Consider the following 18852-nt stretch of genomic DNA (forward strand, 5'->3'; position numbering starts at 1 on the left):
ACCAAATCCCCCGCGCTACAACCAGACTCCTGGATCAGTTTCAAGATGTCAGGGGCTTTTCATCAGCGGTATTTTTCGAAATAAGTGTTGAAGGCGCCTTGGCGATTTTTAAGTTGGCCTGACAGCTCGTTGATAAAACGAGCATAGCCTTCAAATTCTTTGGCGTCTTCCTGTTGCAGGATATAGGCAGCAACAGCCAAGGTTTCCAACGTCTCTGTGCGACGTGCTTCAATTGCGCCGACCTCAACCACGGATGTTGTCGGCTCAACCGAAAACTTCACGCGCACGCCAAAGTGATCGGACCAGGGTTTTCGTGGTGTGCCTCGCATATTCACTTCACCTTCAAGCGCCTTTAAAGTCGTGCCTGAACTGCCCACATTCGAAAAGAATATATAATCGAAGGTGTGGTCACTCAACATCCAACCTAAAGGGTTGCCTGTGCAGTAGGTACAAAAAGATTCGGGGTATGCGCCACCGAACGAGTCTTCCATGGCATCGTGAGCTCCCAAAGTCAGCATAAGCAACTTTCTTTCCACGCTGTCGAGATCAGCATTGAAGTCACCGGATAAAATCAATTTTTCATCTTGGTGAGCTAAGCGCCAACGCAAAATATCCAAAATCTGCGTCAAACGAACCGCGGAAGATGTTGGGTGAAGATGTGTGTTTAAGAAAAGGAAATCTTCGTCAATGCCGAAAAAACCGGCCCGCACGACGTGATATGCCTTCTTCACATTGAAAGCGACACGTACTGAATCTAAAACGCCGCCTTCATTATTCACCTGGAAGTCTTCGGTGTGACTGCCTTTGATATCTGTCATAAATAAAGACATTAAACCGATTCGGGCCTTCTTGTTTGGCGCACTGATGGCGTACTGATGCTTCAAGTTTCTTTCGATCTGCTCGATATGCCCTTCATTCCACACTTCCTGCAAATGAACCACCTCACACTTAGGCATGCCTTGTAAAAAACCAGTCATTCGTTCTGTGCGTTCTGCCACTTTCGAAGCATAGATCGGACCATACGCATTGAAGTTTTGCAGACAAAATTTGGGAGGACTGGGATCCGCCGAAAAATACATTTCGGCTTGCGCACTCTGCGCACCTAGCAAAAGAAGACCCACGGCTAACATTCTTGAAAGAGTCATCACGTCCTCACCTTCAAAGTGGCTATGTCCCTCTTTTCAATTTCCATACAAAGCCGAGGACGTTTCTATTTGAGAACGGCTGTTTAACTTTGCGACAGGGTCGCATTCTGCGCGAGACAAGCCCGCCAGCCGAAGGGCTGATATAGGGTCCTGGACACCTTGGACATCTTCTTTGCAAGAAAAAGCAATTTAAAAGAATATATAAAACATTGATTTTAATGGAATTTAGGTAATTTATATAGAAATTATTATCTACTATAAAATATTATAAACAATGATAATAATCCATTATAATATATCATTGATAACCTTAATAATCTTGTTTAATATATAAAAATGAAAACAAGCAAGGCCCTTATCAAAACTCAACGCAAAAGCCTCGATGAAAAAGCCAAAGCTTTCGCGAAGGCTCGCACTGTCATCATTCCCAAAGCGGGCTGGGTGCGCGCCATCCGTGAAGCTCTGGGAATGACAACGTCGCAGTTGGCGGAGCGCATGCAGATTCAGCAATCCGGTGTGACCATGCTTGAGCAGCGAGAAGTTGCGAAGACAGTAACCTTGGAAACTCTGCAAAGAGCGGCTCGCGCCATGAATTGCGAACTGGTTTATGCGCTTGTGCCCAAGGAAAGCTTGGAAAAAACCGTGGATGATCAAGCTCAGAAAGCGGCACAACAACTGCTTCGTCGCACGACTCACACGATGGATCTGGAAATGCAATCCGTGGGCGCCAGCGAAACCCAGCTTCACGAAAAAGAATTGGCCATGGACATTAAAAGCAAAATGGATCGCCGTCTGTGGAGTTCACGATGAGTGACTTTAAATTGGAATATCCGCCAGGAGCAACGCCCCTCAACCCGAACGAGATTGCGGGGCTTAAGTTAAGCTATATTTCAACTCAGCGTGAACTCAACGCCGCAGAACAAGACAATATTTTGCGAGGGGAAAAATGGGCTTTTGCCAAAAAAAGAAAAGACTTTTTATCTGAAAGATTCATGCGCGATTTGCACAAGCAGATGTTCGGCCATGTCTGGCGCTGGGCGGGAACCTATCGCAACTCTGATAAATCCATTGGCACAGCCTGGTATCAGATTCCTGCGGAAATGAATAAGCTGATCAACGATGTGCGGTACTGGATCACTTATGAAACTTATCCGTTGGATGAAATCGCCGCGCGCTTTCATCACCGCCTGGTATGGATTCACCCCTTCCCTAATGGCAACGGCCGCTGGGCTCGGACGATGGCCGACACGCTGCTTTTTAATTTAGATAAGGAACGCTTCTCTTGGGGAGCCAAAGCCAACACAGGCACATTGGGAGAACACAGCGAAACACGTTCTCGCTACATCCGCTCTTTACAATTGGCCGACACCAAGAAATACGGCGAACTGCTGGAATTTGTACGCTCTTAAGGAAGGATCAGGCTGTAACCTGATGTTAGATAATCAATTTTTATCTGCTGCAGACGACTTGCCGAGGCCAAGGTCACACCCACCCAGGACCGGGCCTCTTCCAGGAAAGACTCTGAGTTCTTCGCGGCAGCCGTCTTTAATAATTTAAAACCTTCGTGCCGATAGTCATCTAGATTAACTCCGTCCCGACTGTCGTGTTCCCAAAGAAAACAGACTTTCAAAAGTTCAAATCTATTTCCAACCGGCAAAGATTCAAGATAGTGCTCATAGGTAAACTGGGTTTGCAACAGGGTTTGGGTTGCCTTCCAGGAAAAGCCCCAGTGACGCTCTTCTCGAAATGAAAGACTTTGCAAAACAGCCTTTTCGGCGTGCGCCCGTTGACTTAAAAAATCACGGGCTTCTTCAAGCACTGTGGACCAAACCGGATTTAATACTTCCGTTTCGGCGACCCACACTTTTGCTTCCAAATGAGCTTTAAGTTCAAGCAACCATTGATCTACTGAGACGAGATTGACCGACATTCCCGAAAGAGGATTTATCGGCGCATAAAAACCCGCAGACACATAAAACAAGAAACCCCGTCGCGTCGACAGGGCTCCTTCAAGGACTATATTAAGAGACGTTTCACGAACAAAACTAAGCATTAGTTCAGTTGCAATGCTTGCGTGTTCATCGTGACATGTGACTTCGCGCGGAACTGATTGACCCACGCTTCAAACATTCCATCACCACGACGCTTTTGCAGCATTTCTGGAGCCATCGGCTCAAGAGCGGATACTTGTTCCACTTTCGTTTCTTTGAGCTTCAATACATACTTGGCATTTCCGTCACGAACCAGGCGCTTCAACAACGGCTCTGTCTTCGTCAGTTCGAAAATAGCTTCAGTTGCGACACCGCTAGTTATTTTCGGGAAATTCTCGGCATTCAGCTCAACAAATCCCGTCTCTTCCCAATTTGCATTCAAGGCTTTCAATTGTACATTCACGGCCGCTTCATCACCTTTTGCCAAGGCTTCATCCAAAGCCTTCACCGCAGCTTCGGCCTTTTCTTTGGTCATCGCCTTTGTCGCCGCCTCGGAATCTACTTTTGCAAATAGGATGTTGATCTTTTGGGATTTCAATTCTTTGATTTTTTGAATCTCAACAGCTGTGGGCTTAGACACCAACTCAAACATCTGACGCGTTCGCACATTCGCAATGTCTTTACGAACTTTATTTTCAAAGTCACCCGGTGAAGAACGAGTCGACTCTAGATAGCGGCTATAGAATTCTCGCTGAAACTGACCGTTTTGTTGGAAGAAAGGAATGTCCTTCACAATGAAGTTAGCCACTTCCGCGTCTGTCGTAAGAATGCCGTTTTTCTGAGCAGCCTGGGATACCAATTCCATGCGAACCAGATTTTCCAAGGCCTGCTGGCGAAGCAGTTGACGCTGAGAGCTAAAGTCCATCTGACTGCCGAAGAGGTTTTGATAGTATTGTTGAATGCGATTTTCCTCTTGTTGGAAGTCCGCGACCGAAATCAGGCTGTTGTTCACGCGCGCTACGGAACCAACCCCCGCACCCAAGCGACCTGGCAAACCGAAAAATACGAATACCAGAATGATCGCGCCGAAGAGAACGATAGCGGTCACACTCTTCGCAGAGAGTTGTCTCTTCATTTTATCAGCCATATTTTCGCTCATAATTTTATCCTTCCTTAAACAAGCTCTTCCAAGAGCGGTTCCATTACCTAACGAAATTCGCATTTTTTCAAGGGGAAATTGTTGAAATAATTGGTTCTTTTGACTAGCGTTTGAGTATTACATACACAGCATAGAGGGGAACCTTTGAACTTTTTCAACTTTGATCTCAAGAAACTTGTGATGATCGGGATCGTTTTGGCCTTGCCATTGATCTCTATCAACATGCAGCAAAGACCTCAGGAATCAAACTGGCTTTCGAAACCTTTTACGATGTTGGCTAGCGCCGTGTCGGAAACTTTTTATGGCTTCAGTCATGGCGTGACAGATACCACCGCCCTGTATGTCAATCTTATCAATATCAAAAAGCACAGCGAAGATTTGCAAAGCACGAACAACGAGCTGCAAGCGCGCTTAGAAAAAATGAACGAGTTGCTTCTTGAAAACGATCGCCTGCGCGGATTGTTGACATTCAAAGAGCAGACGAAAATGAACTTGATGGCCGCCCAAGTGATTGGCCGCGATCTGGTCATTGACCACAACACCATCACGATCAATAAAGGTCTGAATGACGGACTGAAATCAGGCCAAGCTGTTATCACGACTGGCGGGGTTCTAGGTTACATCTTTAAACCCGAACCTTTCACTTCCCATGTCATGCTGATCACCGATCGTTATGCCGTGGTCGATGGTCTTATTCAAAGAACCCGCGCTCGTGGTATTGTCGAAGGTAAAAGTCAGTACGCAAGCACGCTGCAACTGAAGTACGTGGAACGCACTGAAGACGTGCAAGAAGGCGACATGGTTGTCACCGGGGGCTTGGACAATATCTTCCCTAAAGGTTTTCCTGTGGCCGTCGTCGAATCAGTGGAAAAGAAAACTTTCAGCGTCAGTTTGAAAGTTGATTTGCGCCCCGTCGTAGATCCATACAAAGTGGAAGAGGTTTTCGTCGTTCTTTCCGCGGCAGCGGAAGATTTCGGCGACAAATACGCCCCGCAAGCGGCCACCGACACCGTTTCAGAAGATGGCAAGCCGGCAGCAGCAACACCGACCGCCGCTTCTACCGTCAATCCGACGGCAACGCCCAAACCAGCGCCCACGGCGACGCCCGCGGTAAAACCTGCAGCAACCCCTGCGGCAAAACCTTCTGCGCCACAAACTCCGAAAAAACCTGAGGAGAAACCACAGTGAAGATCCGCTGGAATGCTATTCTGAATTTTCTCGTATTGTTTGCGGTTTTGATTTTGGTAGCAGGCTTACAGACAACTTTTTGGTTCCAACTTTTCGGGAATGTCCCTTCGCCCCTACTTTGGTTGAATCTGATTGTTTATGTGATCCTTTATCGCAAACAGTTTCCGGCGATCCTGACGGTTTACGCCATGGGCTTCATTTTGCTGTCGTTTACAGCGATGCCTTTGAAAATGATGTGGATTAGTTTATTGATCCTCTTCACTTTAGTCTATGCGATCAAAACACGCGTCTTTTGGAGCGGCTCAGGATATTATACAATCATGTGTGGATTCTCGGCCGTGGCCTATCACCTGATTTATTTCTTTTCTTCTATGGTGTTAGAAAAAAATCCCGCGAGTTTTGAAATTGTCGATCGCTTGGTACAAATCGTTCTTACTCCTTCATTTGCCTTCCCGATGTACTGGATCTTAGCAAAAATCGACAAGATCACTCAGGATGAATTGATGCACGAGCCTGGGGGATTGGAGTTATGAGTACTTACGTCAGCAATCCGGATGAGGCTAAGGAATACCAAAGCCGTTATAAAATCTTTTACATCGCGATCGCTTTTGCGCTCACCGTTTTTTCGATTCGTCTGTGGTATCTACAGGTGATTTCGGGGAATGAATTGCGTGAGTTCTCGGAAAAAAACCGGATCAAACAAAATAAGATCACGGCCCCGCGTGGATTGATGTTAGATCGCGACGGCAAAGTTCTCGTGGAGAATCTGCCTGGTTTTGAAGCCATCTTGTCTCCGCAATACATTGAGAACTTAGACGAACTGGCAAAAACAGTGGGTCCTGTACTAGGCATGGAACCGGACAAAGTGGTCTTAAAGGTCACCAAGAGCCGTCGCCAAAATGGCCCGTTTGCCCAGATCCGCCTGAAAGAGAACCTCAGTCGCGAAGAAGTTTTCAGATTGAAACGCATGCGCTTAGATACGCCCGGACTTGAGATCCGCGAATCTATCGTTCGCTACTATCCGCTTAAAGATAATGGCGCTCAGCTTTTTGGCTACGTCGGTGAGATTTCCAAGCGACAACTTCCCGTCCTGAACGAGCTTTACAAAGGCACCCTGTTGTTCGAACAAGGTGACATTATCGGAAAAAGCGGATTGGAAGAAACTCTGGAAAAAGACATTCGCGGCGCAGATGGCGTAAGCTTCATCCAAGTGGATGCCCACGGTCGTGAAACGGTGACTCAAACTCCGAATATCTATGGCGAGCAAATCAAAGACCTCACTCCCATTCATGGTAACAATGCGGTTTTAACCATTGACCGTGACATTCAGGAAGCCGCTTTCAAATCCTTTATGGCTTTGAATCGCATTGGCGCCGTGGTGGCGATGCGAACCAACGGCGAAATCTTAGCCTGGGTCAGCACACCGTCTTTTGATCCGAATGAGTTTTCAACAGGGATTTCCGCGCAGACGTGGTCACGCTTGATCAACGATCCGTTCAAACCCCTCCGCAATAAAGTGATTCAGGATCATAACTCTCCGGGTTCGACCTTCAAACCTTTGGTGGCTGTGCCGGCTCTGCAGGAAAAAGTCATCACACCAACGACCATCGTCAGTGCTCCGGGCGTTTTCTATTTCGGCCGACGTCCTTACCATGACCACTTAAAAGGTGGTCACGGGAACATCACTGTTTATGAAGCATTGGAAAGATCTTCCAATGTGTTCTTCTATAAAATGGGTATCGCATTGGGCGTGGATAAGATGTACGACTACATCAGTCTACTGGGCATCGGCCAAAAAACCGGCATCGAGCTTTCTCGTGAGGTTTCTGGAACCATGCCTAATTCTGCCTGGAAGAAGGCCACTGTGGGTGAAGAATGGCAACCCGGTGAAAATTTAAGTACTGCCATCGGTCAGGGTTTCGTCAACGTGACACCTCTTTCTATGGCCATTGCTTACAATGCCATCGGGACCGAAGGGAAAGTGGTCAAACCTTTCCTGGTCCGCAAGGTCATTGATCAGGACGGCAAGGTCTTGCGAGAAAACTTCCCGCAAGTCGTTCGTGATCTGCAGCAAACGCAAGCCAATGGCGTGCATATTTCACCAGAGACTTTCAAAGTCGTGAAGGAAGGCATGAGACGCGTTGCCAACGGCGATCGCGGAACTGCAAAACACTGGAAAGTTCCAGGCGTGCAGATGGCCGGCAAAACAGGGACAGCTCAGGTCATGGGTTTTTCTGCCGACCAGATCTATGCAAAGTGCGAAAGCCGTCCTATGCATATGCGCCACCACGGTTGGTTCGTTGCTTTTGCCCCTGCAGACAATCCTGAGATCACCATCGCTGCTTTGGCGGAACATTCCTGCCACGGAAGCACAGGAGCCGCGCCGATCGTACGCGACATTGTCCAAGCCTATTTTGAAAAATACCATCCTGAGGTGATTGAAGCCGCACTCAAAGCCAAAGGGCTGAAGCGCGCTCAGGCTCCCACAGGCCCCATCCCTGAACCTGCAGAAGGAGAATAAGGGTGTTTACCTCGTTACACGTTGAAGAGAGAACTCTTTTCAAAAAATTAGATATCAACTTGATCATCGTCATCCTGGCGCTGAACGTGATCGGACTTATCAATCTGTACAGCGCCACACATGGTCCAACGACAGTCGACGTGGCTTCACTCTTTATTTCCCAGATCATGTGGTTGGCTGTGGGCTGGACGGTGTTCCTCGTTGTCACTTTGTTGGATTATTCGATCGTCAGTCGTATCGCCCTGGTCGTCTATGTCCTGAATTTAGGTGCCATTCTTTATGTGACCTTCTTTGGTAAAGTCGCTCTGGGCGCGCAACGTTGGATTGATCTTGGCTTCTTCCGCTACCAACCTTCGGAAACCATGAAGCTGGCCCTGATTATGTTAATGGCAAAAATCTTGGCCACCAGAAACACCCATGGACCTGGAATGGGAATCAAGGAGCTGATCGGGCCTCTTCTGGCCCTTTTAATTCCGTTCGGTCTGGTCGTTGAACAACCTGACTTGGGAACCGCCATGATGTTAGCTGCGATTGGTGGATCGATGCTGATCTTTGCCAAGATCAAACGCGTGATCCTGGCGACGATCATTGCCTTGGGAATCATAGCCCTGCCCATTGCCTGGAAGTTTGTCCTTCACGACTATCAAAAGAACCGCATCTTTACGTTTCTTTCACCAGCCAGCGATCCCCGAGGAACAGGTTACAACAGCATCCAATCCAAAATCGCGGTGGGCTCTGGACGATTCTTCGGCAAAGGCTTCATGAAAGGAACGCAATCACAGCTTGAGTTCCTGCCGGAACGCCACACAGACTTTATTTATTCAGTCCTTAGTGAAGAACATGGTTTCGTGGGCAGCATCGCGGTCATCGGCCTTTTTGCCTTCCTCTTCATCACCGGAATTCGCATCGCCAGCAACGCCCGCGACAAATTCGGCGCTCTGCTCACCGTCGGAGTTCTGTGTTACATCTTCTGGCACATGTTCGTAAACATCGGCATGGTCATCGGCCTTCTGCCGATCGTGGGGGTCCCGTTACCACTACTCAGCTACGGAGGTTCCTCCATGCTCACCACCATGGCCGGCCTGGGTATAGTCAGCAGCGTCGCCTACCGCAGATACTTATTCTAAAAAACAAAAAAAGCCCTTCACCAAGAAGGGCTTTTTTATTTCCCAAAAACCGATCCAAACACAACCATCGAAGCAAGCGCATAAGCATCAGCACTCCCGAGTCTCACAAAGACCGTATCAAAAAGAGAAGTCGTCTTATTCCGACTAACCAATGAACAGACACCGTCTACACATTGGTTGACACCCTCACCTGCCAGCTCAAACCAATGCCTTCTTAAACTTGCTTCATTCTAAGAACTCAACAATTCCAAAAACTTGCGACTTCGGCACGACCCTTGAACTTACCTACTTACAACAGGAGGTCGCGGATATGAAAACGAAACATCTCAATACAGGACTAGTTCTAGCAGCCGCAACGCTCACGTCAGTTCTTTTTACTAACTTTGATTTCGTACAATGGCCCGTCGTGAACAAGATCGGCATTGAAAGCGTGAATGAAGCTTCGCGTATTTCTCACGCAAAAGAACTTTTAGGTTCTGATTATAAAGGCAGTGGCGCCCAAAAAGTGGAAGGCACTGTGACTTTGAATGAAATGATTTACGATAAGGTGCAGAACTCTTTGGCGCCCCGCTGGAAAGGTCAAGCACGCAATATCTCTCGTACAGTGATCACTGAAGCTGCAAAGCATGGCTTAGACCCTGTCTTTGTTCTTGCGGTGATCAAAACTGAAAGTAAATTTAATCCATTGGCTTTAGGTCGCTTTGGCGAAATTGGTTTGATGCAAATCAAGCCGGACACCGCAGAATGGATTGCAAAAAAATTCAAACTTCCTTGGAACGGGAAAAAGACTTTGGAAAATCCTTCAGCGAACATCCGCATCGGTCTTGCTTACATGAGTTATCTGCGTGGCAAGTTTGACAAAAAGGCTGTGAAGTACGTGAGTGCTTACAATATGGGCCCCCTAAACGTACGCAGACTTCTGGCTAAAAATATGAAACCTGCAGAGTACAACTCTCGCGTAATGAAAAACTATGGCGAGATCTATGCGAAAATTTCGAATAGCGCTAACATGGTGGTCGCATCTAACTAGTGTTCTGTGTTTAGAGACCAAAAGCCTTCTACAATGTTTCCTAGGAGAACAAAACACTTTATTCTCCTAGGATTTTTTTGAAATTTCCCCTTTTCATACGCACCAATAGAGTCCGGAAAAATTAAATTTTTAAACTGTACCAAATTTACCCTTAAACTTCTCGAAGAACCTCCGAAAAGCTTGTGTCGCAAAATTTTGGGGGAATACATGAAGTATCAGTACTATCTGTTCAGTCCGCGCATTCTGACGGACGAAACAGCTAAGCTTACCAATCAAGTCTACGAAACATGGAAGCAAGTCTACGACGGAATTTTTGAGTCCTTACACACTGATGATTTCTATCGCAACGAAGTGATCACGTGCTTGAAGGATCTAGAGACAGATCAAGTGCTGGCTTTCCATATGTACAGCGTTTTCGATGATCGTGCGAAGGCCCATCTGGAACACCGATACATGGAGCCATTCGCCCCTGAACTGGTAAAACGATTCCAGGCGGAAGGCGCGCACACCTATATGTCTTTGGAATACTTAGGTGTGAATACGGCTTATCAATTCAGCAAACCGGGATTTAAAGTCGCCGATATCATCAGCGCTTTAAGCATGAAGGCCTTCGAGGCCTCCCCTTGGGACGGTCTTTTGGCTGTCGCTCGCATGGACTATAAGGTGCATGAAAAGGCCCAAAGGTTCGGTATGCGCCCGATGGGCGAAATCATGCGCGCTCAATATCCTTGTCAGCTACTTTTCCTTAAAAAGAACGAAACGAAAGAGCTCGCAGATCCATTTTTAGCCAATATGGTCAACGAACTGTGGAATACCAAAATCAACCACACGACCCTGATCAGTGATCAGCCAGCCCAACCACGCCATTTAAAAATCGCTTAATAAAACTAACGAAAGAAGGACGTATGGAGAAAAAACAATTAGCAACAATTATGGATCGCGAGATCAAAGCTTTGGGTGATAAAATTATGGACTGCCCATGGGAAAATCCAGAATTTTATAAAGGTTGGTTGGCTCAGACCTACTACCTCATCCGTCACACCACGAAGTTTTTGGCGCTGTCGGCGGCTCGCCTGCCCGTCGACGATCGCGATCATCACTATGCCATGATTCATCATATTCAAGAGGAACTTAACCATGACTTCATGCCCTTGAAGGATTTGGAAAATTTAGGAGGAACTTTAGAGCAATATCCAGAGTTGCCAGAAACAGAAATGCTTCGTCAATTGCAGTACTACTGGATCGAGTTTGAAAATCCACTTTCTTTGTGTGGATATGCCTTTCTTCTGGAAGGCGCAGCGAAGTTCCATGGCCCTCGCCTGCTGGAAGTTTTAGAGCAACACTACGGAAAGAAGGCGACCGTTCATCTTAGAGTGCACTCTGTCGTCGATCAGGACCATTACGAGGAAGGCAAAAAATTCTTAGAAACACTTTCAGAAAAAGATTGTGATTATATCGCCAAGAATCTGTTACAGGCTTCCGTGCTTTACACTCGGCTTGTCGAAAGACTCGCAGAACAGTGTAAAAACAAACATCGCAAAGCCGCTTAAGAAAAGACAAAAAAAAGGCACCCCTCGGGTGCCTTTTTTCTAAGAATTAATTCAGAATTTGTTCTGCCGTTTCAATCACTAGCAAACCTTCAACTCGTTTATTACGCTTCAAAGGGCTGATCAACTTCACTTGTTGCATAAAGGACTGTCCGTCTTCTTTCACTTCTTTGAGAAGTGCCGGTTCGATTCCGGGAATATAGCTGTCCGCGATCTCGCCCGTAGCGACCTTCATCCCCGCGGCAAAAATCTTCATCGTTACATCCGCATTTCTTTCGTACAGATTCCACCACTCAACCGAATAAAGCTCTTCAAGAGTGTAAGAACAGCACTCGAAAAATCTGAAGTTACGATAAAGCTGTTTATTATCAACCGAGTATATTTCAACCAGGTCCTCGTCCGTCATATGATTAAAAACATCCGCGCGGGGAACGAAATCCAATTTACGGAAAGCTCGCCACACAAAACTGGAATTGTCTTTTAACTTATAACCCTCGGCAATTTGCTCTTCGCACAACTCTTTAAAGAAAGTGATACTTGTGACCACCTCTGCCATTTTCTCGTAAGACAGAGCTCGGAAATGAGGCAACCCCTCAAGATAGGGTTTTCTATAGACACCTTCCGTCGAAAACATCATGCAAATTTTTTGCGATGCTAACTTAAACTTTTCAACAAGCATGGCCACATCCTGATGGCTTACTTTTACAACTTCGATAGACATTTTCGACCCCTGCAAACTCACCTTTCGCGAGTAAGCTAAAGATAACCAGCATTTTGCTTTTTGTCTATTTTGACTTCAAAACTTGTCAATTCTTACGAAGTTGCAACATTAGCGGGGACAAATCTAAATTGAATGGGTTTTTGACATAAAAAAACCCCGCTTTTTTACAAGCAGGGTTTTTGTTTAGCTCACTCTGCGAGCGAGTGTTAAACATTTTTGTTCAAAAAATCCAAAATCGCATCTTTTGGGTGATTGCCGACAAGTTGACCCACTTCGCTGCCGCCTTTGAAAAGCAACATCGCTGGGATACCACGAATACCGTATTTACCCGGAGTTCCTGGATTCTCATCAACGTTCACTTTTACGATCTTAACTTTTTGTCCCAATTCTTGCGCCACTTCTTCAAGCTTAGGAGCCAATGCGCGGCAAGGTCCGCACCATTCAGCCCAAAAATCCACGAGGACAGGCGTTGAGGAGTTGAGTACTTCTGTTTCAAATGAGCTGTCTGTGACAGGTTTCGTAAATGTGCCCATGAATGGCCTCCGTAATAGTCTCTTATTAATTTGAACATCAAATGGTCTATCGTCAAGGTGTGCGCAGGGCAATTACTTTTTAAACAAGGCTTTGGCAAATTCCTGGCGTAACTTATCAAGATCGCTTAGGTTTTGACCGTCCCAATGGGCCGCAAGCTCTCTTTGACGTCGACGCGCCTCAACTCGGGTGATGGTGCTTTTGGGAGCTACTTTCACATCTGCCACCAAATTGCTGTATTTTGCGACACGTTCTTTCAGCTGCTCTTGGGCTCTTTGAACTTCCGCCCTTGCCTTCGCCTGAGTCTCGGGCTCTAGAGCCGACAGATCCCCCTGCACTGCAATCGCAGATTCTTGTGCCGACACATCTTCTAGGACTTCGACACGTTCAACTTCTGGAGCTCCGCCGCCCAACAATTCGCGCTCCAAAGCTTTTAAATCCACGTCGGGAAAAGCGGACTCTTCGCTCTGACTTTGCGCCTTCTCGGAAGTCGCTGCTGACATGCGATCCCCAAACTTAAAGGCCATCTTTCCCGTATCTTCTTCGGGACTTAGGGGGAATTGTTGAGAATCTTCCTGAATGCGTTCTGACTGCAACGAGGCCTCACCCGCCGAGCCCGCCTCATTCGCCTCTTCGACAGAACCTTTGATATAGATGGCTTCATTTTCCGTAGTGGCTTTACCACCTACAATGTTTCCACCCGCTGTTTTTTGCGGGCTTTCGACATGCATGGCCTTATTCAGGCGCTCCAAAAGAACCGCCTCGTCATGCCCCAGAATCTTACCAATCACCTGCACCAAGCGCACCGGAGGCACGGGGGCCTCCAAAATCATATCAACACGAATGCGAATCAGTTCTTGAGGGTTGGGTTTGAAATTTGCGGGAAAAATAAGCACTGACTTTCCCTGCCAGCGCGTCATCTCTTTCAGGCGTTTGCCAACACCCAAAGAACTGACTTTGCCGCCCTTCCCGTTACCGACAACAAGATCGGGATTAAATGCCAGCATCTGTTCTGCGATGGAGTACTCGCTGGATAAACCAATGACGTCGAAGCCCACTTTTTTCAAAGTCCCTTCTACAGACATCAGGTCCGCATAATCCTCATACACCAAAAGAATCTTGTTCATAGTTCTATTGTCGGATATGCAGTCCATCGGGTCAATATCACAGAGTCATGTCGGGGCAACAGGCTCACGTCCTAGACGATGGACGCGATGACTCCTCGGATCGGACGGACTACAATGAGACTTCACAACGGAGACTACTTTTGAGTATCTTTCACGGGAAAAAAGCTGCGCAGTACATTTTCTTTGAAATGCTTCCCAGCTTTATTTTAGGCCTGATGGTCTTTATATCCATCATCCTCATGTTTCAAGTGCTTCGCCTGACGGAGTTTGCTCTTGTTCACGGAGTCACTTTAAAAACCATCGCAGAAATCATTGGCTATGTGGTGATTTCCCTGCTGCCCGTTCTTTTTCCAATGGCTTTGCTCTTTTCAGTCTTATTGACCTATGGACGACTCAGTCAGGATTCAGAAATCGTCGCTATGAAGGCTTCGGGCCTGCCGATGGGGACACTGCTAATGCCTGCGATTATCCTGGCTGTTTTAGTCGGCGCTATTTCCGCACAGATGTCTTTCAATATTGCCCCCTGGGGGAATCGCCAATTCGAAGTTTTGTATTCCCGCCTGGCAAACACCAAAGCCGGCGCCGTCATCAAAGAAGGCACTTTTTCCGAGGGCTTTTTTGATATGGTCGTCTATGCCAATGAAGTGAACTCTGACAAAGGCTTGCTGAAGAATGTTTTTATTTACGATGAAAAAAGCGGCGATGTGCCTTTAACAATCATTTCGAAAGAAGGCGAAATCATTCCCGACAAGGAACGCCCCGGCCATGAGATCCTTCTGCGCCTGAAAAACGGCGAAATTCACCGCCAAGCCCAGACGCATACGAAAATCAGTTTTGACACCTATGATGTGCGCTTCTCTGAGCCCCTTAATATCGAAGAAAAAAAGAAGTCACCACAATCACTCACCTTGAATGAAGTCCGCAATCGTTTGAAAGAAGATCTGAAGGATGAGGAATTAGAGCGCACGCTGCATACCGAATACCATAAACGCCTGGCCATCACCTTTCTTTGCGTTGTTTTTGCCATGATCGGCGTGGGCTTGGGAACCACAACCAATCGTCGAGCCGCAAAAGCCGGAGGCATGATTCTTTGTATTGGTCTGATCATTCTTTATTGGACCTTGTATGTCGCTGCCGAAGGCATGGCACGATCCGGAGCTTTACCTGTACCACTAGCGATCTGGACTCCGAATTTTATTTTTGCGATTTTAGGAATGGAATCTTTAAGAAGAAATTGGAACTAAGAGTGCGGTCGAAAATTAGAGCGATGCAGTAGCATCCATACTACCACGGTCATCCTTGACCACATCGCCCCTCCCTTACATCAAATGGTAGGGGCATTCCCTCGACCTTGCAAAAGATTTTTTTAGATCATTTCATTTTTTTCCGAGCAATTTTGGCAACTTAGACGACATACTACCGGTAGTGGTGGCCATTTTCAGGGCTACCTATTGGTGCTACTTGCAAGCCCAAGTTCGCAAATTCTACGGCAAAGTGCATGGATAAATCCTGAGCATCGCGGACTAACAATGCACCGTCCATTAACAATTCCAGACTGCCGGAAAAATGCGGATCCAACGGGTGTCCCGGAACCACCCACACGGGGCGCCCTAGCTGCAGGGATTGTTGGGCCGTAATCAGGGTTCCACTGCGCTTTTTGGCCTCAACTAATAAGCTGGCCTTCCCAAGTGCTGCGATCAAGCGGTTGCGATGATGAAAGAGGTGCTTATGCATTTTTTGTTCATACGCATACTCGCTTAAAAAGCAACCTCCACCATTCAGAATGGGCACCATCCATTCTTGCAAGTTCGCGGGATACAGATGCCCCAACCCCGATGGCAAAACGACAATGGTCGTTGTGTCCTTGCGCAAAGCCGTTGCATGAGACTTCTGATCAATTCCTCGCGCGCCACCACTGACGACACAGGGCTTTTCTTTTTCGCAAAACAACGCAAATTCTTTTTCCATCCACTGCATGGATTCAAATGTGGGTTCGCGACTGCCCACCACAGCAAGCGTTCTTTCGGTCAACCAGGCTGCGGACCCTAGGTAGGTTAAAGTCAAAGGCGGCTCTTCCATCCAATAGCAGGAAGAGGGGTAAAGGGCTTCCCCATAACACAGCATCTGCACCCCTTGAAGTCTTAATCGAACCGTTTCTTCGTAATGCGTTTTAAAAAGCGCGTGATTCTTCTGCAAAGCTGCAAAAAGATCAGGAACACTTTGTTTTAATTCCGCCAAGAGCGCTTCTGTCGACAGCAGACCCAAACCACCCAAGGTGCGATAAAGATGCAAAAGTTTTTCTTTATGTGCAGAGTACAAAGGATGAGACTTGATAAGTTGTGATAAAGAATAAAGATCATTCATAAACAAAAAAACCCTGCAATTCGCAGGGTCCTTTTGTTTTCCGTTTATAATTCAAGATCCAAGTCTTCACTTCCGGATTCCGGTGAACTCCCCGAAGGCGCCGCGGGGGCTTCCTCAAAATCTTTTTCAAAATCCTGCTCGATGGCGGGCGTTGCCTGGCTGGGCGCCGAAGAGGGCGTCATATTGGTCGCATGGACCGTCGCACTTCCAACGTAGTCGCCAAGAAGAATATCTTCCGTAGCCCGCGTGATATACGCCGTCGCAAAATTTCCGGATACTTTCACGATCTTCGCAGCACCGATCACACGGTCATTCATCACCGCTTCATTTTTTTTATTACGAATGCGTTCGTCTGCGTGAATGGCCAGAACCTGCCCCTCCTGCAAACCCTGATTTGTGCCCGCATCTAAAAATACCAGCGAGTTAGAACCAAAAAGTTTTCGCTTCGCCTCGAAGTGGCCACCCATAATCTTTGCGCCCACGCCGCCGCTAATGGGGCCCGCTGAAGGATCAATCATCGGCAACTTACCGGGCGTCAAAACAGCACCGACTTGCACGGGCTGCAGGGACTTTTTAACCATCGCGCGATAGATGTTTTTCTGGCTGTTCACTCGTTCCAGAATTTGGATTTCACCTTGAACCTCAACCATAAAACCGCTGCGACCTTTTTGCGCCGGGTCCGGAACCGTGCCGACATTCTTTTGCGCGACATATTCCTGACCTGCACTGCCGTTATCCAACTGAACAAAAACATACTGGTATTCGCCGGCGGTTTTCATTTCAAGCTCGGCCGCTGTCACCACACCCGCTCCGTACGCGGGCGTATCCTGAATATAGTATTCAAGGTATTCCATGGCGGTCGGAAACTTTGTTTTAGGAAGCTCTACTTGCAACTGTACTTTCGTTTCCGCCAAAGTTCCCATGCGATACATCGGCAAACTGTTGGGCAGTGTCTTTAAAAGAGGAACGCGTTTTCGTCCCCGCGGAATCGAAGCTCCCGCCGTGGACGCAGCCGTCTCGTCTTTGTCCTTTTCGGCTTTTTGATTGATCAGAGCGGTTTCTCCGACGTCCAAAGTTGGCGCATCATCCATGCTTCCTGGAAAAAACTGGACGCTCATTCCCGGGTCAATCTCATGGGGATTTAAAATCTGGCCTTTATTCAAAGACCAAATCTTTGGCCAAAACAAAGGGTCACCGAAAAAGGTCGTTGAAATGCCTGACAGCGTGTCGCCCTTTTGCACCTGATAGGTTTCGGATTCACGCGCGCCCACAGCCTTTTCCCAGGCTTCAACCGGAGTGGGCTGCTCATTGTAGGTTTTGTAAATTCGATGAAATTCCGCCTCGCGAGAATAATCGGGCTCATTGCCACCAAAGGCCGTCGGAGCCGTGTCTGTCGCCGCCGGAGGTACATCCACTGTCGCCGGAGGTGGCGCATCCAGGGATTCCTGTCCTGGCTCCGGGATCTCTTTAAACTCTGGCACGGAGGGCTCGACCGTTTGTTGTGGCGCCTGAGGCTCAAGCACATCCAAAGGATCAGACTCCCAAGCTGCGTCAGGGGGTGTGTCCTGCGCCTGAGCAACAAGAGCACAAAAAATCATGGTTAAAAGAACAGAGAACTTTTTCTTCATCACTTATGCATCCTTGCGAAGTGAATTCTTATTTCGTCATTCTGATTTCAGCATCGGCACGGAACGACTCCGGACTGCCGGGGTATTTGGTGCGTACTTCCTTCAGCGTCAACAGTGCGTATTCGGGAAGATTCATGCGTTTATACGTCATGGCCTTAGCGAACTTCGCGGCAACGACCTTATTACTCAAGGGATATTCTTTTTCGATGCGCGCAAAATACTTTATCGCTTCGGCAAAGTTGTTATGATCCACCGCCATGCGCCCCGCTAAAAACAGCGCGTTGTCAGCGTAGGAACTTTGTGGAAAACGAGACAGCAAACTTTGCAGCCGACTCTTAAATGCAATTTCATCATCGTTCTGATATGCGCTTACCATTTCAGCATAGAGTGTGATGTCATTTTCTTTAGAAATGTCTTTTCCTGTCAGCTCGACAAGCAAAGACTCTTGCTGCAAATCTTTGGCGGACATTTTTTGGGAAGACGCTCCAGGCTTTGCAAATACCGTCAATGGCAGGGTCACAAGCACCGTTGCTGCTAATCGTCTAAGTTGCTTCATCTCTCGACACCTCATGATCTTTGCTCAGTATGACACGCAATGAGAAGTGCAAACAAGCAGGAGTTATCCACATAAAATGTTGAGTTATTGTAATGCTAGACCTTAGACCTGTTCATTTTCAAGGGTTTCAGCGAAATGCATATTCCTTAAGCATAGCTTAAACATTTGTTTTTACTTACAAAAATGAAATTACAGCGACGTAATTAAGCTGTCAAATTTCAGATCTTAAAATCCGACCTCAGGAGACGCGCGGACCTCATGACAGAATATTTTAGAA

The 18852-nt window shown here is 47.2% G+C and carries 19 protein-coding genes; 10 read left to right on the top strand and 9 right to left on the bottom strand.

Going from position 1 to position 18852, the window contains the following annotated elements; genetic code table 11:
- Positions 1-62 precede the first annotated feature (62 nt).
- Positions 63-1145, bottom strand: a complete 1083-nt coding sequence (locus OM95_RS12995) for an endonuclease/exonuclease/phosphatase family protein (RefSeq protein ID WP_041874657.1) — start codon at positions 1143-1145, stop codon at positions 63-65.
- Between the two features lie 336 nt (positions 1146-1481).
- On the opposite strand from OM95_RS12995, the gene OM95_RS13000 reads away from it, so the two are divergent.
- Together OM95_RS13000 and OM95_RS13005 are read left to right on the top strand one after the other, a co-directional pair.
- Positions 1482-1955: a mobile mystery protein A gene (locus OM95_RS13000; protein WP_041874660.1), complete on the top strand. Its 474-nt coding sequence runs from the start codon at positions 1482-1484 to the stop codon at positions 1953-1955.
- Positions 1952-2554: a mobile mystery protein B gene (locus OM95_RS13005; protein ID WP_041874663.1), complete on the top strand. Its 603-nt coding sequence runs from the start codon at positions 1952-1954 to the stop codon at positions 2552-2554. The genes OM95_RS13000 and OM95_RS13005 overlap by 4 nt, the downstream gene beginning before the upstream one ends.
- Here the strand turns inward: OM95_RS13005 and OM95_RS13010 are convergent.
- Together OM95_RS13010 and OM95_RS13015 are read right to left on the bottom strand one after the other, a co-directional pair.
- Positions 2551-3198 (bottom strand): hypothetical protein, encoded by a 648-nt coding sequence (locus OM95_RS13010; protein WP_041874667.1) that lies wholly within the window; start codon positions 3196-3198, stop codon positions 2551-2553. The genes OM95_RS13005 and OM95_RS13010 overlap by 4 nt on opposite strands.
- On the bottom strand, positions 3198-4235 hold the full coding sequence (locus OM95_RS13015; protein ID WP_041874670.1) for a SurA N-terminal domain-containing protein: 1038 nt from the start codon (positions 4233-4235) through the stop codon (positions 3198-3200). The genes OM95_RS13010 and OM95_RS13015 overlap by 1 nt, the downstream gene beginning before the upstream one ends.
- A gap of 144 nt (positions 4236-4379) precedes the next feature.
- Between OM95_RS13015 and mreC the strand changes: the two genes are divergently transcribed.
- The 7 genes from mreC to OM95_RS13050 all read left to right on the top strand — a co-directional run bounded on the left by mreC (position 4380) and on the right by OM95_RS13050 (position 11651).
- Positions 4380-5423: a rod shape-determining protein MreC gene (mreC, locus tag OM95_RS13020; RefSeq protein WP_041874672.1), complete on the top strand. Its 1044-nt coding sequence runs from the start codon at positions 4380-4382 to the stop codon at positions 5421-5423.
- Positions 5420-5956: a hypothetical protein gene (locus tag OM95_RS13025; RefSeq protein WP_041874676.1), complete on the top strand. Its 537-nt coding sequence runs from the start codon at positions 5420-5422 to the stop codon at positions 5954-5956. Before mreC ends, OM95_RS13025 begins: the two co-directional genes overlap by 4 nt.
- A complete protein-coding gene (mrdA, locus tag OM95_RS13030) occupies positions 5953-7944 on the top strand; it encodes a penicillin-binding protein 2 (protein WP_041874678.1) in 1992 nt (663 codons plus the stop codon). The genes OM95_RS13025 and mrdA overlap by 4 nt, the downstream gene beginning before the upstream one ends.
- A 2-nt stretch (positions 7945-7946) precedes the next feature.
- Entirely contained in the window at positions 7947-9071 is a 1125-nt protein-coding gene (gene rodA / locus OM95_RS13035; RefSeq protein WP_041874681.1) for a rod shape-determining protein RodA, read from the top strand.
- A 310-nt stretch (positions 9072-9381) separates the two neighbouring features.
- Positions 9382-10101, top strand: coding sequence for a lytic transglycosylase domain-containing protein (locus OM95_RS13040; protein ID WP_041874683.1), 720 nt, complete (start codon positions 9382-9384; stop codon positions 10099-10101).
- A 207-nt stretch (positions 10102-10308) separates the two neighbouring features.
- On the top strand, positions 10309-10983 hold the full coding sequence (locus OM95_RS13045) for a hypothetical protein (protein WP_041874686.1): 675 nt from the start codon (positions 10309-10311) through the stop codon (positions 10981-10983).
- Positions 10984-11006: 23 nt separating this feature from the next.
- On the top strand, positions 11007-11651 hold the full coding sequence (locus OM95_RS13050; RefSeq protein WP_041874688.1) for an iron-containing redox enzyme family protein: 645 nt from the start codon (positions 11007-11009) through the stop codon (positions 11649-11651).
- A 46-nt stretch (positions 11652-11697) separates the two neighbouring features.
- On the opposite strand, the gene OM95_RS13055 is transcribed toward OM95_RS13050, so the two are convergent.
- The 3 genes from OM95_RS13055 to OM95_RS13065 form a co-directional block, all read right to left on the bottom strand.
- Positions 11698-12369, bottom strand: a complete 672-nt coding sequence (locus OM95_RS13055; protein WP_291516356.1) for a hypothetical protein — start codon at positions 12367-12369, stop codon at positions 11698-11700.
- A gap of 206 nt (positions 12370-12575) precedes the next feature.
- A complete protein-coding gene (trxA, locus tag OM95_RS13060) occupies positions 12576-12902 on the bottom strand; it encodes a thioredoxin (RefSeq protein WP_041874691.1) in 327 nt (108 codons plus the stop codon).
- Between the two features lie 72 nt (positions 12903-12974).
- The gene (locus tag OM95_RS13065) at positions 12975-14027 is read right to left on the bottom strand and encodes a hypothetical protein (protein ID WP_041874693.1); all 1053 of its coding nucleotides are present in this window, start codon (positions 14025-14027) and stop codon (positions 12975-12977) included.
- Positions 14028-14167: 140 nt separating this feature from the next.
- On the opposite strand from OM95_RS13065, the gene lptF reads away from it, so the two are divergent.
- Positions 14168-15271, top strand: coding sequence for an LPS export ABC transporter permease LptF (gene lptF / locus OM95_RS13070; RefSeq protein WP_041874696.1), 1104 nt, complete (start codon positions 14168-14170; stop codon positions 15269-15271).
- Between the two features lie 172 nt (positions 15272-15443).
- On the opposite strand, the gene OM95_RS13075 is transcribed toward lptF, so the two are convergent.
- From OM95_RS13075 to OM95_RS13085, 3 genes are read right to left on the bottom strand one after another with little or no spacing between them, the layout of a single operon-like run.
- Entirely contained in the window at positions 15444-16391 is a 948-nt protein-coding gene (locus OM95_RS13075; RefSeq protein WP_291516358.1) for a DNA-processing protein DprA, read from the bottom strand.
- Positions 16392-16435: 44 nt separating this feature from the next.
- A complete protein-coding gene (locus tag OM95_RS13080; RefSeq protein ID WP_041874698.1) occupies positions 16436-18019 on the bottom strand; it encodes a LysM peptidoglycan-binding domain-containing protein in 1584 nt (527 codons plus the stop codon).
- Between the two features lie 28 nt (positions 18020-18047).
- Positions 18048-18575 carry a tetratricopeptide repeat protein gene (locus OM95_RS13085; RefSeq protein WP_041874700.1) on the bottom strand — a complete coding sequence of 176 codons (528 nt, stop codon included), beginning with the start codon at positions 18573-18575 and terminating at the stop codon, positions 18048-18050.
- Positions 18576-18852: the final 277 nt, after the last annotated feature.

Origin of the sequence: Bdellovibrio sp. ArHS (genome assembly GCF_000786105.1) — a bacterium.
Classification (GTDB): Bacteria; Bdellovibrionota; Bdellovibrionia; order Bdellovibrionales; family Bdellovibrionaceae; genus Bdellovibrio.